This is a genomic window from Bradyrhizobium sp. SPXBL-04 (genome assembly GCF_051853035.1).
Lineage (GTDB): Bacteria > Pseudomonadota > Alphaproteobacteria > Rhizobiales > Xanthobacteraceae > Bradyrhizobium > Bradyrhizobium zhanjiangense.
Window position 1 is genome coordinate 5,949,457 of record NZ_CP182472.1, and the last position, 20,245, is coordinate 5,969,701.

The 20,245-nt window shown below is 65.1% G+C and carries 16 protein-coding genes; 2 read left to right on the plus strand and 14 right to left on the minus strand.

Annotated elements, in window-relative coordinates:
- Positions 1-152: 152 nt before the first annotated feature.
- From ACNJX8_RS28265 to hpaR, 14 genes are all read right to left on the minus strand, one after another.
- The gene (locus tag ACNJX8_RS28265; protein WP_439357493.1) at positions 153-1,364 is read right to left on the minus strand and encodes an ABC transporter substrate-binding protein; all 1,212 of its coding nucleotides are present in this window, start codon (positions 1,362-1,364) and stop codon (positions 153-155) included.
- 126 nt (positions 1,365-1,490) lie between these two features.
- Positions 1,491-2,066, minus strand: a complete 576-nt coding sequence (locus ACNJX8_RS28270; protein WP_128939008.1) for an HdeD family acid-resistance protein — start codon at positions 2,064-2,066, stop codon at positions 1,491-1,493.
- 128 nt (positions 2,067-2,194) lie between these two features.
- On the minus strand, positions 2,195-3,718 hold the full coding sequence (locus tag ACNJX8_RS28275) for an FAD-dependent oxidoreductase (protein ID WP_439357494.1): 1,524 nt from the start codon (positions 3,716-3,718) through the stop codon (positions 2,195-2,197).
- 31 nt (positions 3,719-3,749) lie between these two features.
- Positions 3,750-4,376, minus strand: a complete 627-nt coding sequence (gene folE, locus ACNJX8_RS28280; RefSeq protein WP_091897446.1) for a GTP cyclohydrolase I FolE — start codon at positions 4,374-4,376, stop codon at positions 3,750-3,752.
- A gap of 135 nt (positions 4,377-4,511) precedes the next feature.
- On the minus strand, positions 4,512-5,402 hold the full coding sequence (locus ACNJX8_RS28285; RefSeq protein ID WP_439357495.1) for an alpha/beta fold hydrolase: 891 nt from the start codon (positions 5,400-5,402) through the stop codon (positions 4,512-4,514).
- Between the two features lie 125 nt (positions 5,403-5,527).
- Complete coding sequence (locus tag ACNJX8_RS28290) at positions 5,528-6,355, minus strand: HD domain-containing protein (RefSeq protein WP_128935023.1); 828 nt, start codon at positions 6,353-6,355, stop codon at positions 5,528-5,530.
- A 216-nt stretch (positions 6,356-6,571) separates the two neighbouring features.
- Positions 6,572-7,450 (minus strand): transglutaminase family protein, encoded by an 879-nt coding sequence (locus ACNJX8_RS28295; protein ID WP_439357496.1) that lies wholly within the window; start codon positions 7,448-7,450, stop codon positions 6,572-6,574.
- Positions 7,447-9,972: a circularly permuted type 2 ATP-grasp protein gene (locus ACNJX8_RS28300; RefSeq protein ID WP_439357497.1), complete on the minus strand. Its 2,526-nt coding sequence runs from the start codon at positions 9,970-9,972 to the stop codon at positions 7,447-7,449. The genes ACNJX8_RS28295 and ACNJX8_RS28300 overlap by 4 nt, the downstream gene beginning before the upstream one ends.
- Before the next feature lie 27 nt (positions 9,973-9,999).
- Positions 10,000-13,269 (minus strand): DUF2126 domain-containing protein, encoded by a 3,270-nt coding sequence (locus tag ACNJX8_RS28305; protein WP_439357498.1) that lies wholly within the window; start codon positions 13,267-13,269, stop codon positions 10,000-10,002.
- A gap of 324 nt (positions 13,270-13,593) precedes the next feature.
- Positions 13,594-14,901, minus strand: coding sequence for a methyl-accepting chemotaxis protein (locus ACNJX8_RS28310; RefSeq protein WP_439357499.1), 1,308 nt, complete (start codon positions 14,899-14,901; stop codon positions 13,594-13,596).
- Positions 14,879-15,400, minus strand: coding sequence for a PAS domain-containing protein (locus ACNJX8_RS28315; protein WP_439357500.1), 522 nt, complete (start codon positions 15,398-15,400; stop codon positions 14,879-14,881). Before ACNJX8_RS28315 ends, ACNJX8_RS28310 begins: the two co-directional genes overlap by 23 nt.
- 186 nt (positions 15,401-15,586) lie before the next feature.
- A complete protein-coding gene (locus tag ACNJX8_RS28320) occupies positions 15,587-17,110 on the minus strand; it encodes a UxaA family hydrolase (protein ID WP_128944845.1) in 1,524 nt (507 codons plus the stop codon).
- A gap of 200 nt (positions 17,111-17,310) precedes the next feature.
- Entirely contained in the window at positions 17,311-18,087 is a 777-nt protein-coding gene (locus tag ACNJX8_RS28325; protein ID WP_028179613.1) for an HpcH/HpaI aldolase family protein, read from the minus strand.
- 225 nt (positions 18,088-18,312) lie between these two features.
- Positions 18,313-18,831: a homoprotocatechuate degradation operon regulator HpaR gene (gene hpaR, locus ACNJX8_RS28330; protein WP_439357501.1), complete on the minus strand. Its 519-nt coding sequence runs from the start codon at positions 18,829-18,831 to the stop codon at positions 18,313-18,315.
- Between the two features lie 111 nt (positions 18,832-18,942).
- Here hpaR and hpaH point away from each other — a divergent pair, with 111 nt between their 5' ends.
- Both hpaH and ACNJX8_RS28340 read left to right on the plus strand, forming a co-directional pair.
- On the plus strand, positions 18,943-19,749 hold the full coding sequence (gene hpaH / locus ACNJX8_RS28335; protein ID WP_439357502.1) for a 2-oxo-hept-4-ene-1,7-dioate hydratase: 807 nt from the start codon (positions 18,943-18,945) through the stop codon (positions 19,747-19,749).
- A 28-nt stretch (positions 19,750-19,777) separates the two neighbouring features.
- Entirely contained in the window at positions 19,778-20,176 is a 399-nt protein-coding gene (locus ACNJX8_RS28340) for a 5-carboxymethyl-2-hydroxymuconate Delta-isomerase (protein WP_439357503.1), read from the plus strand.
- The last annotated feature ends 69 nt before the right edge of the window (positions 20,177-20,245 follow it).

Here is a 20,245-nt window from a genome sequence, read left to right on the forward strand (position 1 = left end):
AAGGTGGCGCGAAGCGCCGGATGAGGGGTATCTCTCCTTGCGTCCAAATAAGAGTTGGACCCGCGGAGACATACCCCTCACCCGGCTCGCCGCTTCGCGGCGATCCACCCTCTCCCGCAAGGGGAGAGGGCCTCTGTGGCGTTCGCCACCGCTCACGTGCCGCGCAGCAGCTCGCTTGCCACGACCCAGTCATTGCCGTCGAACTGGAGCATGTAGCCGTCCTTGATCGGGCGGAAATCCTGCGGCGTGGTGTTGAGGGTGATGCCGGGCATCAGCAGCGACAGCGGCACGTTCTTCAGGTTCGATGCCTGCGCCATGATGTTCTCGCGCGTCAGATTGTCCTTGCACTGCTTCAGCAGGACCACCAGCGCCTCGGCGACGGTGTAGCCGTAGAGGCCGGCGACGTTGTTGACGTCGGCATTGGGCAGGCGTTTCTTCATGAAGTCGATATAGGCGGACATCGCCGGATCGTCCTTCGGCTGCTCGACGAAAGGCTTAAGCGCGCCGAGCGACAGCACGCCCTTCCCGGCATCGAGGCCCGCCGGCACCATCACGGTCGCCTTGTTGGCGCAGCCGGAGGCGAGGAAGCGTGTCGGCTGCCAGCCGACCTCATGGGCCTTGCGGATCGCCTGCGCACAGGCGCGCGGCGTCACCGAATAGATCATGAAGACGTCAGCCTTGGTATTGGCGAGCGTCAGCACCTGGGAATCGACGGTAGGGTCAGCGACCTCGAAGCTCGAGGCCATCGCGATCGCCTTGTCGGCGTCGGCACCGAGCGCTTCCCTGATGCCGCGCAGATATTCCTTCCCGGCGTCATCGTTCTGATAGAGCACCGCAAAGCGCGCATTCGGGTTCTTGGCGCGGGCATAGGCGACGTCGATCGCGGCTTCGCTGGTGTAATTCGGCGCCCAGGGCAGCGCCATCGACCAGGGCATGTTGGCGGGATCGTTCCACTTCGAGGCCGAACTGATCAAGAACAGCTGCGGCACCTTGTTGCTGTTCAGGTATTTTGCGATCGCCGAGCTCGGCGCGGTGCCCATGGTGGCGAAGATGAAGGCGACGCCCTCGCCCTCGACCAGCCGCCGCGCCGCTTCCATGGTCTTCGGCGGCGAGAACGCATCATCGAGCGAGACGAGATTGAGCTTGCGTCCGTTGACACCGCCCTTCTCGTTGACTTCGTCGAAATAGGCCGCGATCACCCTGCCGGTGATGCTGAGCGGAGAAGCCGGCCCGCTATAGGGCATGGTGTTGCCGATCTTGATCTCGGTGTCAGTGACGCCGGGACCGTAGGATTTTTGCGCGGCAGCGGGCGTGGACAGACAGGCGGCAGCCAGCGCTGCGGCCAAGACCAAAGCGGCTTTCATGGTTTCTCCCGGTGATCTTTCGTCCGCGCGAGGCGGTCACGCGGCGCGCTGCTTCTTGTCAGCGCGCCAGCTCAGCGGAGTTCCGCAAGATGGTCTTGCGTCGAGTTGCTGATGGCCTCTTCCACTCTAGCGGCGCCGCTTCAAGCTGAAACCGAGGCTGATCCAGCCGGCACCCGCCATGATCAGGTCGATGCCGAGGAACAGGCCGAGGATGTAGACGCTGTTCACCGGCCAGCGCGCCACGATCAAAAGGCCGAGCAGCAGCGTGATGGCACCCGACAGCGCTACCCAAACCCAGGGGCTTTCGCGCTTCATGCTGAAAGCGAGAAACAGCCGGACGACGCCCGAGGCGACCAGCGATGCGCCCAGGAACAGCGTCAGCAGGACTGCCGCGAACAGTGGGTTCTCGAAGGTCAGGAAGCCCGCGATGACATAGAGCACGCCGAGCAAGGCCCAGACCAAAAACTTGCCCCAGCTCTTCATCTGAAATGCGCCGATGATCTCGGCCGCGCCGGCGACGATCATCATCGCGCCGACCACGATCACGCTCGCCACCGTCGCCATCACCACGCTGCCGAGCGCGACGAAGCCGGCGACGAGGTAGATGACACCGAGCGCGACGATCCAGCCCCATTTGGCATGCAGCGCCGCGATGCCAGAGCCAAGGCCAAGACGATGGGAGGTATCCGATGCACTTGTCATGACGCCACTCCTGCATGCGAAGCCCGGAGACACTCGCCAGGATAGCACAGGTCGATCCGGGACGACAGCCAGCAGAGCAGCCGCTGACGGCAACAACATTGACGCAAATCAAGATCGGATGCGGCGCGTCAGGCGCGCGACCGCTCCATCTCGAGCTCGGCCTTGAGATTGTCGAGATCGCGGTAAATCGAAGCAACCGCGAGCACCCGGCCGCCCCTGCGGTATTTCAGCAGGCAGTCCTTGCCGGGTATGCTGCCGTCGATCGCGACGTCGTCGAAGTTCTCGGCGTGACCGACATAGTTGATCGGCACGTCGTAGTGCTGGGACCAGAAGAACGGCACCGCATCGAAGCGCTCGCGCCTGCCGAGCATGTTGCGCGCCGCGGTCTGACCTTGCCGCTCCGCCACCACCCAATGCTCGACGCGGATGGTCTGCCGTGAATGCGGATCGGGCCAGCGCGCGATGTCGCCGGCGGCGAAGATGCCGGATACGCTGGTTTCGAGATATTCGCTCACGCTCACACCGCGATCGGCGGCAAGGCCCGCTTGCTCGGCGAGCGAGAGGCGCGGCTTGACGCCGATGCCGACCACGACGAGATCGGCCTCGATCACCGCGCCGCTCTTCAGCGTCGCGCGCATGCCATCGAGCTTTTCCACCGTATCCTTCAAGTGGAAGATGACGCCATTCTCTTCATGCAGTGACCGGACGAAATCGCCCATCTCGGCGCCGAGCACCTTCTGCATCGGCCGTTCTTCCGGCGCGACCACATGGACTTCCAGCTTGCGCGCGCGCAAGGAAGCCGCGACCTCGAGACCAATGAAGCTCGCGCCGATCACGAGCGCGCGTTTTGCGCTGCCCGCCGCCGTGATGATGGCGCGGCTGTCGGCGACGGATCGCAAGGTGTGGACATGCGGCTGGTCGGCTCCGGGGATCTGGAGCTTCACCGGCTCGGCCCCGGTCGCAAGCAGAAGCCGGTCGAACGGCAGCCTGTCGCCATTGCCCAGCGTGACGCTGCGAGATTTGGGATCGATCGCAGAAGCATTCGTGTTGAGCCTGAGATCGATGCCGGCGTCCCGATAGTAATCCTCGGGCCGTAACGGCAGCCAGTCCTCCGGCGCGTTGCCGGCAAGATAGTCCTTGGAGAGATTCGGCCGGTCGACCGGCATCGCGCCGTCACTGCTCAGCATGGTGATGGCGCCGGCAAAGCCCTCGCGCCGGAGCGTGTCGGCCGCGGCGAAGCCAGCCGCGCCGCCGCCGACGATCACGAATTTCTCCGGCGTCGGCGCGCTGCGACGTGCTGCCGACGGCTTCGGTGCCTCTTGCTTGCGCTGAACGATGATGTTGTCCCGATCGCGCGTGACCTCCCACACCGCCAGCGCGTTCAGCGCCGGCGGGCGGGAGGCTTCGCCTGTGCGCAGGGAGAAGCAGGCGTGATGCCATGGACAGCGGATGGTGTCGCCGACCACCAGCCCTTCGGCGAGCGGGCCGTGGTAGTGGCTGCAGGCCGGCTCTATCGCAAAAATCTCGCTGCCGAACTGCACCAGCAGGACGTCTTCCTCGCCGACATGGCCGAGCAATTTGCCGTCCTTGAAATCGGCGGGCGACACGCCCCTGGTCAGATCGGGTCCACTCGGCTTGTTGTCCTCGGTCATGGCACCGTCTCCTTGGCTCGCGCCGCGTGGCTCACGTGTCCGAATTGGCTAACCCCAACAACTCCTGTCGTGTCAGCGCATTGTCACGGAACACCCCCAGCATGCGACTGGTGACGAGATCGGTCCCGGGCTTGTACGCGCCGCGCGTGGTCATGCAGTGATGCGTCGCCTTGATGATGACGCCGACGCCTTGAGGCTCCAGCACGTCGTTGATGGTGTTGGCGATCTGCGCAGTCATCTTCTCCTGGATCTGGAGGCGCTTGGCATAGATGTCCACGACCCGCGCCAGCTTGGAGATGCCGACCACGCGCCCTTGCGGGATATAGGCGACCCAGGCGCGGCCAACGATCGGTGCTATGTGGTGCTCGCAATGGCTTTCGAAGCGGACGCCGCGCAGGACGATCATCTCGTCATAGCCTTCGATCTCCTCGAAGGTCTTTTGCAGGATTTCGGTCGGATCCAGCGCATAGCCGGAAAAATATTCTTCGAAGGCACGCGCAACCCGATCCGGCGTGTCGCGCAGGCCGTCGCGCGCGGGATCATCGCCCGCCCAGCGGATCATCGTCCGGACCGCTTGCTCGACCTCCGCCCGATCAGGTCGCTCGGTTGGCCTCTGCGCCACCGCGACACGTTCCAGCTTGCGCACTTGCGACTTCATCTAGATCCTCCCTGCAACGAGCCGCGACACAGAGGCGGCCCCACAGCTTGGACGGCTGCAATCGCAAAAGGTTCCCAGGATCAGGAAAAATCGGAAGGACGACAGACAAGCCAGCCGCGAGACGAGAGCCCGGCTCTATGAGGCCGCCTTCCGGACGTCGAGCACGGCCTGCGCCCATTCGGCCGGCCGCTCCTGCGGCAAATTATGACCGGCGCCCGCGAACACGCGCCGTTCGAAAAAGCCCTCGAACTTACGCGCGTGATGGGCGGTGCCGGGATTGACGCCGTCGCTGTCGCCGTCAATCGCGATCGTCGGGACGCGGATCGGCGGTTGGCTTGCAAGCTTGGCCTCGATCGCGGCATAGGCGGGATCGCCTGCGACCAGTGCATAGCGGTGGCGATAGGAGTGGATCACGACATCGACGAAATCGGGATTGTCGAACGACGCGGCGCTCTTCTCGAACGTGGCGTCGTCGAACATCCATTTCGGCGACCACATCGACCAGAGCTGACGCGCAAAGCCGCGCCGGTTGCGCTCCAGCGCGCGGCGGCCACGCTCGTTGTGGAACAGATATTGATACCAGAGCGCGGCCTCCTCCGGCGGTGAGGCCGGCTCCATCGCGCGGGCGATGTTCTGGATGTTGTAGGAATTGCCTGAGACGAGTCCGATCACGCGCTCCGGAAAGAGTGCTGATACCACGCAGGCGGCGCGTCCGCCCCAGTCATAGCCGCCGACGACTGCGCGCTTGATGCCAAGTGCGTCCATGAAGGCCAGCAGGTCGGCGCCGAGCGCCGCCTGCTCGCCGGAGCGCAGCGTCTCGGCCGCACGAAACCGCGTCGGCCCGTAGCCGCGCAGCCAGGGCACCAGCACCCGTGCGCCGGCTTGTGCGATCAACGGCGCGGTTTCCGCGTAGGCGTTCACGTCATAGGGAAAGCCGTGGCCCATGATGCAGGGCCAGCCATCGGGCGCGCCGTAGTCGAGATAGGCGATGTCGAGGACATCGGTGGTGATAGTTTTTTGTTGCATGATTTGCTCACCGATTGACGCGATGTCGTAGCCCGGATGGAGCGCAGCGGAATACGGGATTCGCGGATGCAGGCATCCCGCATTCCGCTTCGCTCCATGCGGGCCACAAGAGACGACGAGCTGATCTATCTCTGCGGACCGGACAGCGAGATGTCGCGTTCGGCGCGGAACACGTTGCTGTAGAGATTGGCGATCCACTGCCGGCCGATCTCGGTCTTGTTGAGATAGCCGATCTCGGTCTGGATGTGCGGTGCGACGCTGTTCCAGTAGAACTGCGGATAGCGGTTGACGATGTCGGCGGGCGAGTCGTAGCCGAGCTGGCGGTTGATGCCGACCTCTTCGAACTCGTAATAGAGCGCGTTGGCCTTGCGCAGATAGTTGGGATCGCCGAGCTGGCCGATGAAATCGGCGGCGCGCAGGATCGAGGCCTCGTCGTCGTACTCCTGGCCCTCGCGGGCCGGAAAGCGGGTACCTTCGATGGCGCGCGCGATGCGCTCAGAGTCGAGGCCGCGGATCGGCGGCAGCCGCCGACGCACAAAGAGTTTCGAGCGATCAACGTGATACATCATCAGACTGGCATCCGACGCGCCCCGCGGCAGCGACACCTTGGTCCCGGCCTCGTTGATGATGAAACCGTCGTCGTCATCCTCCGGAAACAAGCCGCGGACATAACCGATGTCATGCGCAAGGCAGGCGATCAGGATATGGAGGTAGTCGTCCGCCGCAAGATGCGCATGGAGATTGCGTCCCGTGAGGATCGCCTGAGCGGCCAGAGTCACCAGCATCGTATGCTCGATGTTGTGGTACAGCGCGTCGCTGTTGCCGATGCATTCCATCGCGGTGCGCGTCGAACCCTCTAGCACCCGGGCAGAGGGCTCGTCGTACCGGCGACGCATGAACGAGCCCAGCATCTTCTCCAGGGTCTCGGCCGCCAGTCGCGGTAACGTCATCATGGATGCAGCCCCGTCTGTCGATGGTATTCCACGCCAACTCCCGACGTTTCATTCTTGTCCTCGGCGCACCAGTCAGCATAGCCCATCTTGGGCCGAGGGACCAAATCCCGGAACGAGAACACGAAAATATATTGCAGTTGCGCTCCGCCATATCGCGATTGCAGCGATGGGGCGACACATCCTAGAGGTGCCGGCGTCCAGACCGCAAGATTGAGGTCATTCGACCGGCAGCACGTCGACGGCGACGCCGAGCTTTTGTTTCGGCGAGCCGACGATGACGCCATCGACAGGCGAGACGTCGGAAAAGTCGCGTCCGACCGCGAGCACGATGTGGTCGTTGGCGATCAGGAGATCATTGGTCGGATCGAAATCGACCCAGCCGAGCTCAGCCCCGCACCACAGCGACACCCAGGCGTGGGTGGCGTCCGCCCCTTGCAGGCGCGGCTGGCCCGGCGGCGGAGTGGTACGTAAGTAGCCGCTGACATAGGCCGCGGGCAGACCGAGCCCGCGCAGCCCTGCGATCATCACATGGGCAAAATCCTGGCAAACGCCGTGACGCTTATCGAAGACCTCGCCGAGCGGCGTCGAAATTACCGTCGCCTTGGGATCGTAGCGAAATTCGCTGCGGATGCGATGCATGAGATCGACCGCGCCTTTGAGGATGCCCGCGCCGGGCGCAAAGCTCACCGCCGCATAGGCGCTGACCGAACGCAGCACCGGCACCAGCGGGCTCGCAAAGACATAGCCGACCGGCGAGGATGGCCCGAGACTCGTCGCCTCGAAGGCAACGTCGCGAATGGTCTCCCAGGGCGGGCTAGAGGCATCGCGCGCCGGCGGCTGTCGCGAGACGGACACACGCGAACGTGAATCGATCCTTAAGTTGCGGTGCGCAGCTTCGATCACCACGCTCTCGGTGAGCGTGCCGAAGAAATCGCGGCGGACATTGCGCTCGACCGGACGCGGACGGATCTCCACGCTGTGCGAGATCAGCTCCTGGCCATTGCCGCTTCTCGGCTCCAGCCGCAGCGTGCAGCGGGCGAAGCTGACCGGATTCTCATATTCGTAAGTCGTGACGTGGCGGATGTCGTAGATCACGCCAGCCCCGTCAGCTTTTCCGGCCGGCTGGCATTGGGGCCGTGCGGGAAGTAGTGCTGCCCGATCGCCTCGGCGAGGCTGAGCAGATCCTGCTCCAGCGCAAACAGCATCTTGACCTCGAGTTTCTCGGCCTCCGCGGTCGCGAGCATGGCCTGCATCGCCACCGCAAGCCGCTGCGGCTTCTCGATCAGGCCGTGCTCCTTAAGGCTCGGCAGCGCGGCGATGTGCTCGTTCAGCGCCGCCACCTGGAACGCCACCGAACGCGGATTGTAGGGATCGAGCACGGCGAGGTCGCGCACCGGCGCCAGGATCGGCGCCAGCAGATAGCGCGAGCGATAGGTGATCTGGCAATCCACCAGCGTCAGCAGGATGTCGAGATCCTCGTCGCCGGCCTCGTCATAGGCGAATTGACGCGTGAAGCGCGTGGTGTTGATGGCGCGCTCGACGCGGCGGCCGACGTCGAGGAAGCGCCAGCCGGCGGCGCGGTTCATGTTCTCCTGCGCGAGGCCTGCAAAGCTCGCAAGCTCCTGCAAGGTCAGTTCGGCAGCGCTCAGCACGCTGTCGTCGTCCTCGACCTCGTAGGCGAGACGCTCGGTCATCTCGGTGATGACCTGCCAGGCATCGGGCGACAGGCGCTCGCGCAACGAGGTCGCGGTGCGCTGGGCCGCGCGGACCAGCGACAGTGCCGAGCCGAGACGCTCCGGGCTCTGCAACGCTTCGGCGACGATAGGTCCGGGCGCCGCGCGCGAGGTCTGCGAGATCGCGCCCCAGGCCACCAGCAGGCGCTGGATGCGTTCGGCCGATTGCAGCGAGGCCGCGGTGCCCTTGTTGGGCCCGCTCGGCGAGCCCAGCGCGCGCACCAGGCGCAGCGTCGCCTCGGCGCGTTCCAGATAACGGCCGAGCCAGAACAGATTGTCGGCCGCGCGGCTCGGCAGCACGCCGGCGATGCGGCGGATCCGCACCTTGTCGGTCGCCGGCAGCAGCGTCGCGGTCGAGACCTGCTTGTCCGAGACGACCCAGACGTCGGCGGCGCGGGCGCCGTCGCCCATCGACACCGCGCGCGCATCGGCCTGCTCGGCGATCCGGCAGAAGCCGCCGGGCATGATCACCCAGCCATCGGGCGTGGCGGCTGCGAACACGCGCAGCACGAAGGGCCGCGGCGTGAGCTGCCCGTGCTCCCACACCGGCATGGTCGAGAGCCGCACCACCTCCTGGCCGACATAGTCCATGCCCCGCGCGGTGATGGCGTCGATCAGGCGCTGGCGGTCGCTCGCATCCAACTCGCTCGCGAGCACCGGCCCCGTGCTGTCGAAGCCGGGAACGCCGCGCCGGTAGGCGCCTTCGATCGCGACCTCGTCGAGCCGCGCCAGCACCTCATCGCGCGCTGCGCGCTGGCCGCACCACCAGGTCGCGATGTGCGGCATCTTCAGCTCCTCGCCGAGCAGGCGGCGGCTCAGCGCCGGCAGGAAGCCCAGTAGCGCCCGGGCTTCCGGCACGCCGGAGCCCGGCATGTTGGCGACGACGACGCCGTCCTTGCGCAGCACGTCGATCAGGCCGGGAACTCCTAACCGCGAGGAGGCATCAAGCTCGAGCGGATCGAGCGAGTTGGAATCGACGCGGCGGAGCAGCACGTCGAGCCGCTTCAGGCCGGCGACAGTGCGGATGTGGATACGGCCGTCGCTGACGGCGAGATCGTCGCCCTCGACCAGGAGGAAGCCGAGATAGCGCGCCAGCGTCGCGTGTTCGAAATAGGTCTCGCTGAAACTACCCGGGGTGAGCACGCCGATGCGCGGCTCGTCGCGGTCGGCCCGCGCACGCAAGCTGTCGCGAAACGCCTCGAAGAACGGCGCGACGCGCGGCACGTTCATCGACTTGTAGAGGTCGGAGAAGGCGCGCGAGAGCACCAGGCGGTTCTCCAGCGCATAGCCCGCGCCTGAGGGCGCCTGGGTGCGGTCGCCGAGCACCCACCAGCGGCCGTCGGGCCCGCGGCCGACATCGGCGGCGTAGATCGACAGATACCGCCCGCCGGGCGGCGGCACGCGGCAGACGGGACGAAGATATTCGGGACTGCCGGCGATCGCGGCCGCCGGCAGCGCGCCCTCGGCGACGAGACGGCCCTCGCCATAGATGTCGCGCAGCACGAGCTCGAGCAGCTCGGCGCGCTGGATGATGCCGGCGGACAGCTGCTGCCAGTCGGCCTCGTCGATCAAGAGCGGCAGATGGCTGATCGACCACGGCCGGTCGGCGCTGTCGCCGGGCGCACGATAGGTGACGCCGGCCTCGCGGAGATGGCGGTCGGCCATGCCGAAGCGACGCTCGACCTCGTCCGGCGCGAGCGCGCCGAAGGCGTCAAAGAAGCGGCTCCAGACCGCGCGCGGGGCGCCGTCGGGTCCCAGGAACTCGTCGGGAATGCCGGGCAGGCGGCTATAGTCGCGGACCCATTGCGCCAGGCGGCGCTGGCCGTCACGCTGACCTTGCGCCCTGCCCGCCTGGTCGTCCTGTTCGGCTGCGCCCTCGCCCATGCGCCTCTCCCTGCCCCACCATCATACTCATTGCAGGAGCGGGGTCCGCAAGTCGAGGGTCAGCGGAAACTCATTTGTGCGTTCCTCCGGCGGCGGCTGGACCGGACCGGGCGTATGGCCGTGGTCCTGGAAGCGCGCCAGCCGCCGCGCCTCGGCCTCATAGGTGTTGACCGGCTTGGTATCGTAGTTGCGGCCGCCGGGATGGGCGACGTGATAGACGCAGCCGCCGAGCGAGCGGCCGTTCCAGGTGTCGATCAGGTCGAAGGTCAGGGGTGCGTGGACCGGAATGGTCGGGTGCAGGCCGGAGGCCGGCTGCCAGGCCTTGAAGCGGACGCCCGCCACGGCTTCAGTCGAGCGGCCGGTCGATGTCATCGGCAGCCGGCGGCCGTTGCAGGTGACGATGTGGCGGCCCTCGATAAATCCCTCGGCCTTGACCTGAAGCCGCTCGACCGATGAGTCCACATAGCGCACCGTGCCGCCGGCCGAACCCTCCTCGCCGAGCACGTGCCAGGGCTCCAGCGCCTGGCGCAGCTCCAGCGTCACGCCGCCATGATGGACCCGGCCGAAGGCGGGGAAACGGAATTCGAGCTGGGCCAGATACCATTCCGGCTCGAAGGCATAACCGAACTGCTTCAGCTCGGTGAGCACGTCCTGAAAATCCTCCCAGATGAAATGCGGCAGCATGAAGCGGTCATGCAGCGCGGTGCCCCAGCGCACGAACTTGCCGGCCTGCGGCTCGCTCCAGAATTTTGCGATCAGCGCGCGGATCAGGAGCTGCTGCGCCAGCGACATCCGCGGATCGGGCGGCATTTCGAGCGCGCGGAATTCGACGAGGCCGAGGCGGCCGGTCGGACCTTCCGGCGAATAGAGCTTGTCGATGCAGATCTCGGCGCGGTGGGTGTTGCCGGTGATGTCGACGAGCAGATGCCGGAACAGCCGGTCCACCAGCCACAGCGGCGTCTGGGTGCCCGGCGGCGGCACATGCGAGAGCGCGATCTCGAGCTCGTAGATGCTGTCGTGACGGGCTTCGTCGATACGCGGCGCCTGACTGGTCGGGCCGATGAACAGGCCGGAGAAGAAATAGGACAGCGACGGATGCCGCTGCCAGTACAGCACGAGGCTCTTCAAGAGATCGGGCCGCCGCAGGAACGGCGAATCCTGTGGGCTAGAGCCGCCGACCACGATGTGATTGCCGCCGCCGGTGCCGGTGTGGCGGCCGTCGACCAGGAAGCGGTTGGCGCCGAGCCGCACCTTCGCAGCATCCTCGTAGAGACCGGTGGTGATGTCGACCGCATCGTGCCAGCTCTTCGCCGGCTGGATGTTGATCTCGATGACACCGGGATCTGGCGTCACCTTGATCACCTCGATGCGCGGATCAAACGGCGGCGGGTAGCCTTCGACGTGGACCTGGAGCTGCATCTCCTCGGCGGTGTCTTCCAGCGCCGAAATCAATTCGAGATAGTCTTCGATGCGCTCGACCGGCGGCATGAAGGCGCAGAGCACGCCGTCGCGGATTTCCACGGCCATTGCAGTACGCACTGGAATTGCCGTGTTGAGATGCTCGGGGGCGGTGCGCGGCGGCGATGGCGGTCGCGCCATGCGGGTGAACACGGGAAGCCTGCCACGCGGCTCCATCGGGTCCTGCTCGACGATGTAAGGATATTGGTTCGGCGGGACGTGACCGAGCGAGCCCATCGGCAGGCGCAGGCCAAGCGGTGAATCGCCCGGTGACAGGAACAGGTGATTGCGCCGGAGCGGCCAGCGCTCGCTGCGCCAGCGCGGCGGCGCATTCCAGCGCTGGATCGGCAGCACGAAGCCGCGCGGCGTGGTAAGGCCCTGGTCGAACACGCGCGCCATCCGCGCGCGCGCTTCGGGATCTGACAATTTGGAATCGGTGGGGTCGACGTTGATCGGAAGCTCGGCTTCCTTCTGAAGCCAATAGGCGGGGTCTTCATAGGCCGGCATGATGTAGCCGAGATCGAGCCCGAGCCGCGCCGCGGTGCCTTCCATGAAGGCTTCGGCGTCCTTGACCTCCGGCCGCCTGGGATTCTCGATCCTGGCGATGAGGTCGGCGTTCTTCCAGATCGGAACGGCGTCCTTGCGCCAATACAGACCAAAGGCCCAGCGCGGCAGGCTCTCGCCCGGATACCATTTGCCCTGGCCGTAATGCAGCAGCCCGCCCGGCGCAAAGCGCGTGCGCAGGCGGCGGATCAAATCATCACCAAGCGCGCGCTTGGTGGGGCCGACGGCTTCGGTATTCCACTCGCCTGCCTCGAGATCGTCGACCGAGACGAAGGTCGGCTCGCCGCCCATGGTGAGCCGCACATCCTGCGCGGCGAGGTCGCCGTCGACCTGCTCGCCGAGATCGTTGAGCCGCGCCCAGGCTTCGTCGGAGAACGGCTTCGTGATGCGCGGCGCCTCGCGGATGCGCTTCACGCTCATGTCGAAAGCGAACTCGACCTCGGCAAAGCCGGCGCCACCGGAGATCGGCGCGGCCGAGCGATAGTGCGGCGTGGCCGCAACCGGGATGTGCCCCTCGCCTGCGAGCATGCCGGAGGTCGCGTCAAAACCGATCCAGCCCGCGCCAGGCAGGTAAACCTCGGCCCAGGCGTGCAGATCGGTGAAATCGTTCTCCACTTCCGGCGGTCCCTCGATCGGGTCGATGTCGGGACGGATCTGAATGAGATAGCCGGAGACAAAGCGCGCGGCGAGCCCGAGATGGCGGAGCGTCTGGATCAAGAGCCACGCGGAGTCGCGGCACGAGCCGGCGCCGGAGGCGAGCGTCTCCTCCGGCGTCTGCACGCCCGGCTCCATGCGGATAATGTAGCGGATCTTCTTCTGCAGCTCGCGATTGAGCTCGACCAGGAAGTTGACGGTGTTCGGCGCTTCGTGCGGGATCGTATCGAGATATTTCGCAAACAGGCGATCGGGTTTGATGGTCTCGAGATACGGCGCAAGCTCCGTCTTCAGATCCTTCGGATAGTCGAACGGAAAACTGTCGGCATAGGGCTCGACGAAGAAGTCGAACGGATTGACCACGGTCATCTGCGTCGTGAAATCGACCTCGAATTTCAGCTCGGTCGTCTTCTCCGGAAAGACATAGCGGGCGAGCCAATTGCCTTGCGGGTCCTGCTGCCAGTTCACAAAATGATTGGATGGCGTGACCTTCAGCGAATAGCTCAGGATCGGCGTGCGCGTATGCGGCGCCGGCCGCAGGCGGATGGTCTGCGGGCCGAGATCGATCGGGCGGTCGTATTTGTAGTGCGTGACGTGGTGTAATGCGACGTAGATCGACACGGGGTGCGGTGCTCCAGCAGCTTTTTTGAGCAGAACACCTGATGTCAATGCGATCAAGCACTAACAACGGGCAGACCGTGCCTAGGAAGTATCCGCGCTACGCGGGCAGTATCGTAGGGTGGGCAAAGCGACTTGTCCGCCGTAGCTCGAAGAGCGAAGGCGGAAGCGTGCCCACCGCTTCTGTTGCAATGTGGATCGATGGTGGGCACGGCGCAAGAACGCCTTTGCCCACCCTACTACGGTTCTGCCGGTGGCTATGGGTCCCGGATCGGCGCGCGCTTTAGGACGCGCTTGTCCGGGACGACAGCGGTGGGTGGCGCAGCGTTACGCCGCCGAGGTCAGCCGCTGCAGGAACTGCGTCACCTCGCGCCGGAGCGTCTCGACCTCGCCATGGACGCGTTCGGAGGCGCTGTTGACGCGGCTCGCGACGCGGCCGGTGTCGGCGGCGGCCTCGTTGATGCCGGTGACGTTGGAGGACACCTGCGTCGTGCTGAACGAGGCCTCCTGGACGTTGCGGGCGATCTCGCGCGTCGCGGCCCCCTGCTGGTCGATCGACGCCGCAATGCTGGCGGTGATCCCGTCGATCTCTGCGATGGTTTGCGCAATCGCCTCGACCGCCGCAACCGAGTTGGTCGTCGATTGCTGCATCTCGCCGACCTTGGCGCTGATCTCCTCGGTCGCCCTCGCAGTCTGGTTGGCGAGGCTTTTCACCTCGGACGCCACCACCGCGAAGCCGCGGCCGGCTTCGCCCGCCCGCGCCGCCTCGATCGTGGCGTTGAGCGCCAAGAGGTTGGTCTGCTCGGCGATCTCGCTGATCAGCTTGACGACGTCGCCGATCCGCAGCGCCGCGTCCGCGAGCGTGCGGATCTCGCTGCCGGCGCGATTGGCTTCGTTCACCGCCCGCCCCGTGCTCGTGGTCGAGCCGGCCACTTGGCGGCTGATCTCGGCGATCGAGGACGCGAGCTGTTCCGCCGCGCTCGCCACCGTCGCGACGTTGTTCGAGGCTTGGTCGGACGCGCTGCGCATCCCGGACGTCTGGCGGCTGGTCGTCTCGGCCGCCGCGGCCATCTGGCCGGCGTCGGCCTCGAGATCGGTCGCGGCGCTCATCAGGCCGCCGGCGACCTGGTCGAGATGCGTGCCGAACTGCTTTGCGAGCTCTGAGATCTCGACGACGCGGCGGCCGAGGCTGTCGGTGCCGGAGTTGATCACGGAAGCCGAACGGCGGAACGAGCCGGGCAATCCGCGCGCCAGGATCTTGCGAAAATGCTTGCCGCGGCTCGCATAGTCCATCGACGCCGAAGCTTCGCGGACGAAGGCATCGGTGACGTCGAGCATGTCGTTGACCGATTTCTGAATCATTCCGATGCGGCCGGGTTGCCGATCGCCGAACGCGCGCACTTCGAGGTCGCCATGGGCGGCCTTGCGGCATACCTCCGCGACCTCTTCGATCGCAGCCAGCGAACGGCGCTGGTTCCAGACCGTGTAGCCGAGCAGCAGCACGATGGCGCCGAGCAGCGCAGCGGCCGGAGCAGCAGTCAATGCGCCCGCAATCGACAACGTGAGGACAACGACGGCGAGCAGGCAGGCAAGGCCAGCAGCGGCTTGCGCCTTAGAGAGAGAGCACAAATTCATCGTAGGCGACACCGTTTTGCTTGAGCAGGCCGACCATCATCTCGAAGCTCGCGCGCATGCCGTTCTTGGCATTGGCGTGGCGCGCCTCTTCGGCGCATAGCGCCTTGTAGATCGGCTTGATGCGCTCGATCTGCGCAGGATCGGGTTTGCGGCGGTTGGAGTGGTAGCCGATGATATTGCCGCGATCGTCCAGCGTCGGGGTGACGTGAGCAAACACCCAATAATGGCTGCCGTCTTTGGCGAGATTGACGACGTAGGCGAAGATTTCCTGCTTGGCCTCGAGCGTATCCCACAACAGCTTGAAGACGCAGCGCGGCATGTCGGGGTGGCGGATCAGGCTATGGGGAGCGCCCATCAGCTCGGCATAGCTGTACTTCGCCATGCGGAGGAAAACGTCGTTGGCGTAGGTGATGCGGCCCTTGAGATCAGTCTTCGATACGATCAGCTCCTCCTCCCCGAGGAGATTTTCCACGCCGGTCGGCCGTATCGCACGCGTCATCGTTGACGAATCCTCACGAAGGGCGAATGCCCCGAGTGAGTGGAGCTCGCATCTCTGCAGAACTACGGCGAGAGATGTTAATCAGGCGTGACCACGGGAACCAGCGCGATCACTTGACGCCTCCGTATCATTACCTAGGTGCGTCGCCGTGCAGTGTTTAGCTACCGCCGGCGCACGATGAGGAGATTACATCGTCGCCCCTAACACCCACGGCGCGAACTCGGCGCCGCCGAAATCGAAGCTCTCGCTCTTGGTCGGCTGTCCCGAGGCGGTCTTGAGGATGAGTTCGAAGATGCGCTGGCCGCAACTCTCGACGCTCTCCTCGCCTTCGAGGATGGTGCCGCAATTGACGTCCATGTCCTCTTCCATGCGCTTGTACATGGGCGTGTTGGTGGCAAGCTTGATCGACGGCGCCGGCTTGCAGCCAAACACGCTGCCGCGCCCGGTGGTGAAGCAGACGAGATTGGCGCCGCCTGCCACTTGGCCGGTTGCTGCGACCGGATCGTAACCGGGCGTGTCCATGAACACGAAACCCTTCTTGGTGACGGGCTCGGCGTAGCGCAGCACCTCGACGAGATTGGTGGTGCCGGCCTTCGCCATCGCGCCGAGCGACTTTTCCAGGATGGTGGTGAGGCCGCCGGCCTTGTTGCCGGGGCTTGGATTGGCGTTCATCTCGGCGCCTTCGCGCTCGGTATACGCGTCCCACCAGCGCATGAGGTCGACCAGCTTCTCGCCGACCTCGCGGCTGACGGCGCGGCGCGTCAGCAGATGCTCGGCACCGTAGGTCTCGGGCGTCTCCGAGAGGATCACGGTGCCGCCGTGACGAACGATGAGATCGCTCGCCGCACCCAATGCCGGATTGGCAGACACGCCGGAATAACCGTCCGAGCCGCCGCATTGCAGGGCTACCGTGAGCTCGCTTGCCGGCACCGTTTCGCGCTTGACCTTGTTCGCGTCAGCGAGCGCCTCGCGCACGAAGGCGATGCCCGCCTCCACCGTCTTGCGGGTGCCGCCGACCTCCTGGATGTCCATCGCGCGCAAGCGGCCGGCGAGCTTCTGCTCTTCCATCAGGCCGCCGATCTGGTTCACCTCGCAGCCGAGGCCGAGCACGATGACGTGGGAGAAATTGACGTGCCGCGCATAGCCGCCGAGCGTGCGGCGCAGCAGCGCCAGAGGCTCGTTCTGCGTCATGCCGCAGCCGGTCTTGTGGGTCAGCGCGACCACGCCATCGACATTGGGGAAGTCGGCCAGCGGATTGTCGCCGGTGAAGGGATTCTTCTTGAAGACGTCGGCGACGAGGCTCGCGACATGCGCGCTGCAATTCACCGAGGTGAGGATGCCGATATAGTTGCGCGTGGCGACGCGGCCGTCAGGGCGGCGGATGCCCTCGAAGGTCGCGGGCAGGTCGAAGTTCGGCGTCGGCTTGACGTCGGCGCAATAGGCATAGTCCTTGGCGAAATCGCCCATGCCGCAGTTCTGCGTGTGCACGTGCTGGCCCGGCGCGATGGCCTGGGTGGCAAAACCGATGATCTGGCCGTAGCGCTTGACCGGTTCGCCCAATGCGATCGGCTTGATCGCGACCTTATGGCCGGAGGGAATGCGGTCGATCGTGGTCACGCCGTCGGCGACCACCGTGCCGGGCGGCAGGCTCGCGCGCGCGATCACCACGCCATCATCGGGATGCAGGCGGATGACGGGGCTGATGGTCATGGGTATCTCCTTCGGTCTTACTTCACCTCTCCCCGCTGTTGCGGGGAGAGGTCGGATCGCGTTTGGCGATGCGAAGCATCGTCCAATGCGATCCGGGTGAGGGCGAGCTGCGCGCTCGATCGTTAGATTAGTCCGTGTTGAGAGAGGCCCCTCACCCTAACCCTCTCCCCGTAAGAACGGGGAGAGGGAAAGGAGAGAGATCAGGCCTTGCCGCCCGACTCCTTGCGGGTCGCGTTGACCTGCATCTTGGCGTAGGTCGTCATTAGGCCGACCTCGTTCGAGAGCGTCACCAGCTTGAAGCCCATGTTGATGGCGCGCGCTGCGCCTTCGGCGCCGCTGCAATGGATGCCCGGGTTGAGGCCGCGCTTGCCGCACTCCTTGATGATCTTCTCATAGATCGCGAGGATCTCCGGCTCGCTGCGATCGAGCTTGGGCTCGAGGCCGTAGGAGAAGCCGAGATCGGACGGACCGATATAGACGCCGTCGATGCCTTCGACGTCGAGGATCGCTTCCATGTTCTCGACCGCGGTCCTCGTCTCCATCATCGGCAGCAGCACGATCTCGTCGTTGGCCGTCTTCTGGTAGGAGCCCGCGGTGCCGTACATGCCGGCGCGGATCGGACCGTTGGAGCGCACGCCCTTCGGCGGATACTTCGAATAGGAGACGAGGTTCCTGGCTTCCTGCGGCGTGTTGACCATCGGGCAGATCACGCCATAGGCGCCGCCGTCGAGCACCTTGCCGATGATGCCGGGCTCGTTCCAGGGCACGCGGACCATCGGCGTGATCGGATGCTTGTCCATGGCCTGGAAGCACTGGACCATCGACAGATAGTCCTGCACGCCGTGCTGCATGTCGACGGTGACGCTGTCGAAGCCGCATTGCGCGATCATCTCGGCCGAGAAGCCGGAGGGAATTGCGAGCCACGCGTTGACCACGGCCTTGCCCGACTTCCAGATCTCTTTGACTTTGTTCGCCACGTTGCCTTCCTTCTTTGTTGTTTGGACCGTCGTCACCATGACGAGTGCCGCGACAAGGCGATGCCGTTATTACCGCGAACTCGATCGCCGCGCTACGCTCGCGATAACAGGAGAGGCGCCATCGGTCCCGGCGCCGACTTTCTAGCGATCGGCTTGGGCGGCACTTTGAGCGAAAAAACGCGGCTATGTCCATGGCTGTTGCCGCGCGCTCGCGCATATCTGCTTTCACTCCTCGGCACTTGCCTCCTCGCCGGCGCCGAGGCCTGCGAGACTCTGCTCGAGCTCGCCGAGCATGTCCTGCAACTCGGCGAGCTTGCGCGCGCCAAAGCGTCGCGTGATCTCGGTATAGATCGCCTCCGACGTCGGCGCCACGGAGGCCATCAGCTTCACGCCCTCTTTCGAGATCGAGACCATGCTGCGGCGCTGGTCCGCTTTCGCGGTCTTGCGCTCGATCAGATTGCGGGCCTCGAGATCGCGCAGGATGCGTGACAGGCTCGGCCCGAGCAGGAACGCGGTGCGCGCGAGTTCCGTGACCTCGACCGCTTCGATGGCCGCGAGCGCGCGCAAGATGCGCCATTGCTGCTCGGTCAAGCCGTGCTCGCGCAGCGAAGGGCGGAATTGCCGCATCACCGCCTCCCGCGCCCGTAGCAACGACATCGGCAGCGAGCGCGAGAAGTCTCGCATCGGCACCTGGCGCGCGGCAGGCGAGCTTCCGTTGGCGGGATCAGCGGATTTCTTCGTCATAACGCCCTTTCAAGCCGCAAAATGTTTGCAGTGCAGCAAGCCCAATTTGTGTTTGACGCATTCACTTAACATGTTAACTATCTTCAGGCACTACGATTTGTAAGATCACAAATGGCGCTTTCCACCGACGATATCCAAGCTTGCGCGAGGCGTCTGCACCAGGCGGAGAAGACCCGCACGCAGATCCGGCAGCTCTCGCAGGATTTTCCCGAGATCACCATTGCCGATGCCTACGCGATTCAGAAGGCCTGGGTCGACCTCAAGATCGCCGAGGGACGCGTCGTCAAAGGCCACAAGATCGGCCTGACCTCGAAGGCGATGCAGAACGCGCTCAATATCGATGAGCCGGATTCCGGCGTGCTACTCGACGACATGTTCTTTGCCGACGGCGGCATCATTCCGACCGAGCGCTTCATCGCAACGCGCGTGGAAGCGGAGCTCGCCTTCGTCATGAGCAAGCGCCTCGCAGGACCCGACTGCACGATGTTCGACGTGCTCAACGCCACCGACTTCGTAGTGCCCGCGCTGGAGATTTTGGACACGCGCATCGAGCGCGTCGATGCCAAGACCAAGGCGACGCGAAAGATTTTCGACACCATCGCCGACAATGCGGCCAATGCCGGCATCGTGCTCGGCGGACGGCCGATCCGGCCGCTGGAGGCCGATTTACGTTGGATCGGCGCGCTGTGTTTCCGGAACGGTCAGCTTGAGGAGACGGGCCTTGCCGCCGGCGTGCTCAACCATCCCGCAACTGCGGTGGCCTGGCTCGCCAACAAGATCGCGCCGCTTGGGCTAGCGCTGGAGCCCGGACAGGTCGTGCTCGCCGGCTCCTTCATCCGCCCGATCGAGACCCGCAAGGGCGACACAATTCAGGCCGACTATGGCGCCTACGGCTCGGTGAGCTGCTACTTCGCTTAGGCGAACAAGAAGACAGGGTGAAACCGCGATGCCGCATTTCACGATCGAATATTCGGCCAATCTCGATGGCCGCCTCGACATGGGCCTGGTATGCGAAGTCGTGCGCAAGGCGGCGGTCGAGACCGGGATCTTCCCGCTCGGCGGCATCCGCGTTCGCGCCGTCAAGTGCGAGCATTACGCGATCGCGGATGCGCGGCAAGAATACGGCTTTCTCGACATGGTGCTGCGCATCGGCGAGGGCCGCGACCTCAAGACGCGTCAGAAGGCCGGCGAGCACGTCTTCCAGGCGCTCTCCAGACATCTCGATCCCGTCTTCGCGGCCAGCAGGTTTGCCTTGTCGTTCGACATGCAGATCAACGACAAGGATACGAGCTGGAAGCGCAACAACATCCATGACGCCCTGAAAGCGAAGGCGCAGCCCGGCTGACGTTCCCATTCCCTGCCCTGGCAGGGACATCTCGACCTTTGCCACACTCGCATTTGGGAACGTGATCGA

What these genes read in the sequence shown, in the direction of transcription:
- ACNJX8_RS28265 (WP_439357493.1), bottom strand. Translation starts at nt 1,364, where the DNA reads ATGAAAGCCGCTTTGGTCTTGGCCGCAGCGCTGGCTGCCGCCTGTCTG.
- ACNJX8_RS28320 (WP_128944845.1), bottom strand. Translation starts at nt 17,110, where the DNA reads ATGACCATCAGCCCCGTCATCCGCCTGCATCCCGATGATGGCGTGGTG.
- ACNJX8_RS28310 (WP_439357499.1), bottom strand. Translation starts at nt 14,901, where the DNA reads ATGAATTTGTGCTCTCTCTCTAAGGCGCAAGCCGCTGCTGGCCTTGCC.
- ACNJX8_RS28315 (WP_439357500.1), bottom strand. Translation starts at nt 15,400, where the DNA reads ATGACGCGTGCGATACGGCCGACCGGCGTGGAAAATCTCCTCGGGGAG.
- ACNJX8_RS28275 (WP_439357494.1), bottom strand. Translation starts at nt 3,718, where the DNA reads ATGACCGAGGACAACAAGCCGAGTGGACCCGATCTGACCAGGGGCGTG.
- ACNJX8_RS28290 (WP_128935023.1), bottom strand. Translation starts at nt 6,355, where the DNA reads ATGATGACGTTACCGCGACTGGCGGCCGAGACCCTGGAGAAGATGCTG.
- ACNJX8_RS28270 (WP_128939008.1), bottom strand. Translation starts at nt 2,066, where the DNA reads ATGACAAGTGCATCGGATACCTCCCATCGTCTTGGCCTTGGCTCTGGC.
- ACNJX8_RS28340 (WP_439357503.1), top strand. Translation starts at nt 19,778, where the DNA reads ATGCCGCATTTCACGATCGAATATTCGGCCAATCTCGATGGCCGCCTC.
- ACNJX8_RS28300 (WP_439357497.1), bottom strand. Translation starts at nt 9,972, where the DNA reads ATGGGCGAGGGCGCAGCCGAACAGGACGACCAGGCGGGCAGGGCGCAA.
- hpaH (WP_439357502.1), top strand. Translation starts at nt 18,943, where the DNA reads ATGGCGCTTTCCACCGACGATATCCAAGCTTGCGCGAGGCGTCTGCAC.
- ACNJX8_RS28285 (WP_439357495.1), bottom strand. Translation starts at nt 5,402, where the DNA reads ATGCAACAAAAAACTATCACCACCGATGTCCTCGACATCGCCTATCTC.
- hpaR (WP_439357501.1), bottom strand. Translation starts at nt 18,831, where the DNA reads ATGACGAAGAAATCCGCTGATCCCGCCAACGGAAGCTCGCCTGCCGCG.
- folE (WP_091897446.1), bottom strand. Translation starts at nt 4,376, where the DNA reads ATGAAGTCGCAAGTGCGCAAGCTGGAACGTGTCGCGGTGGCGCAGAGG.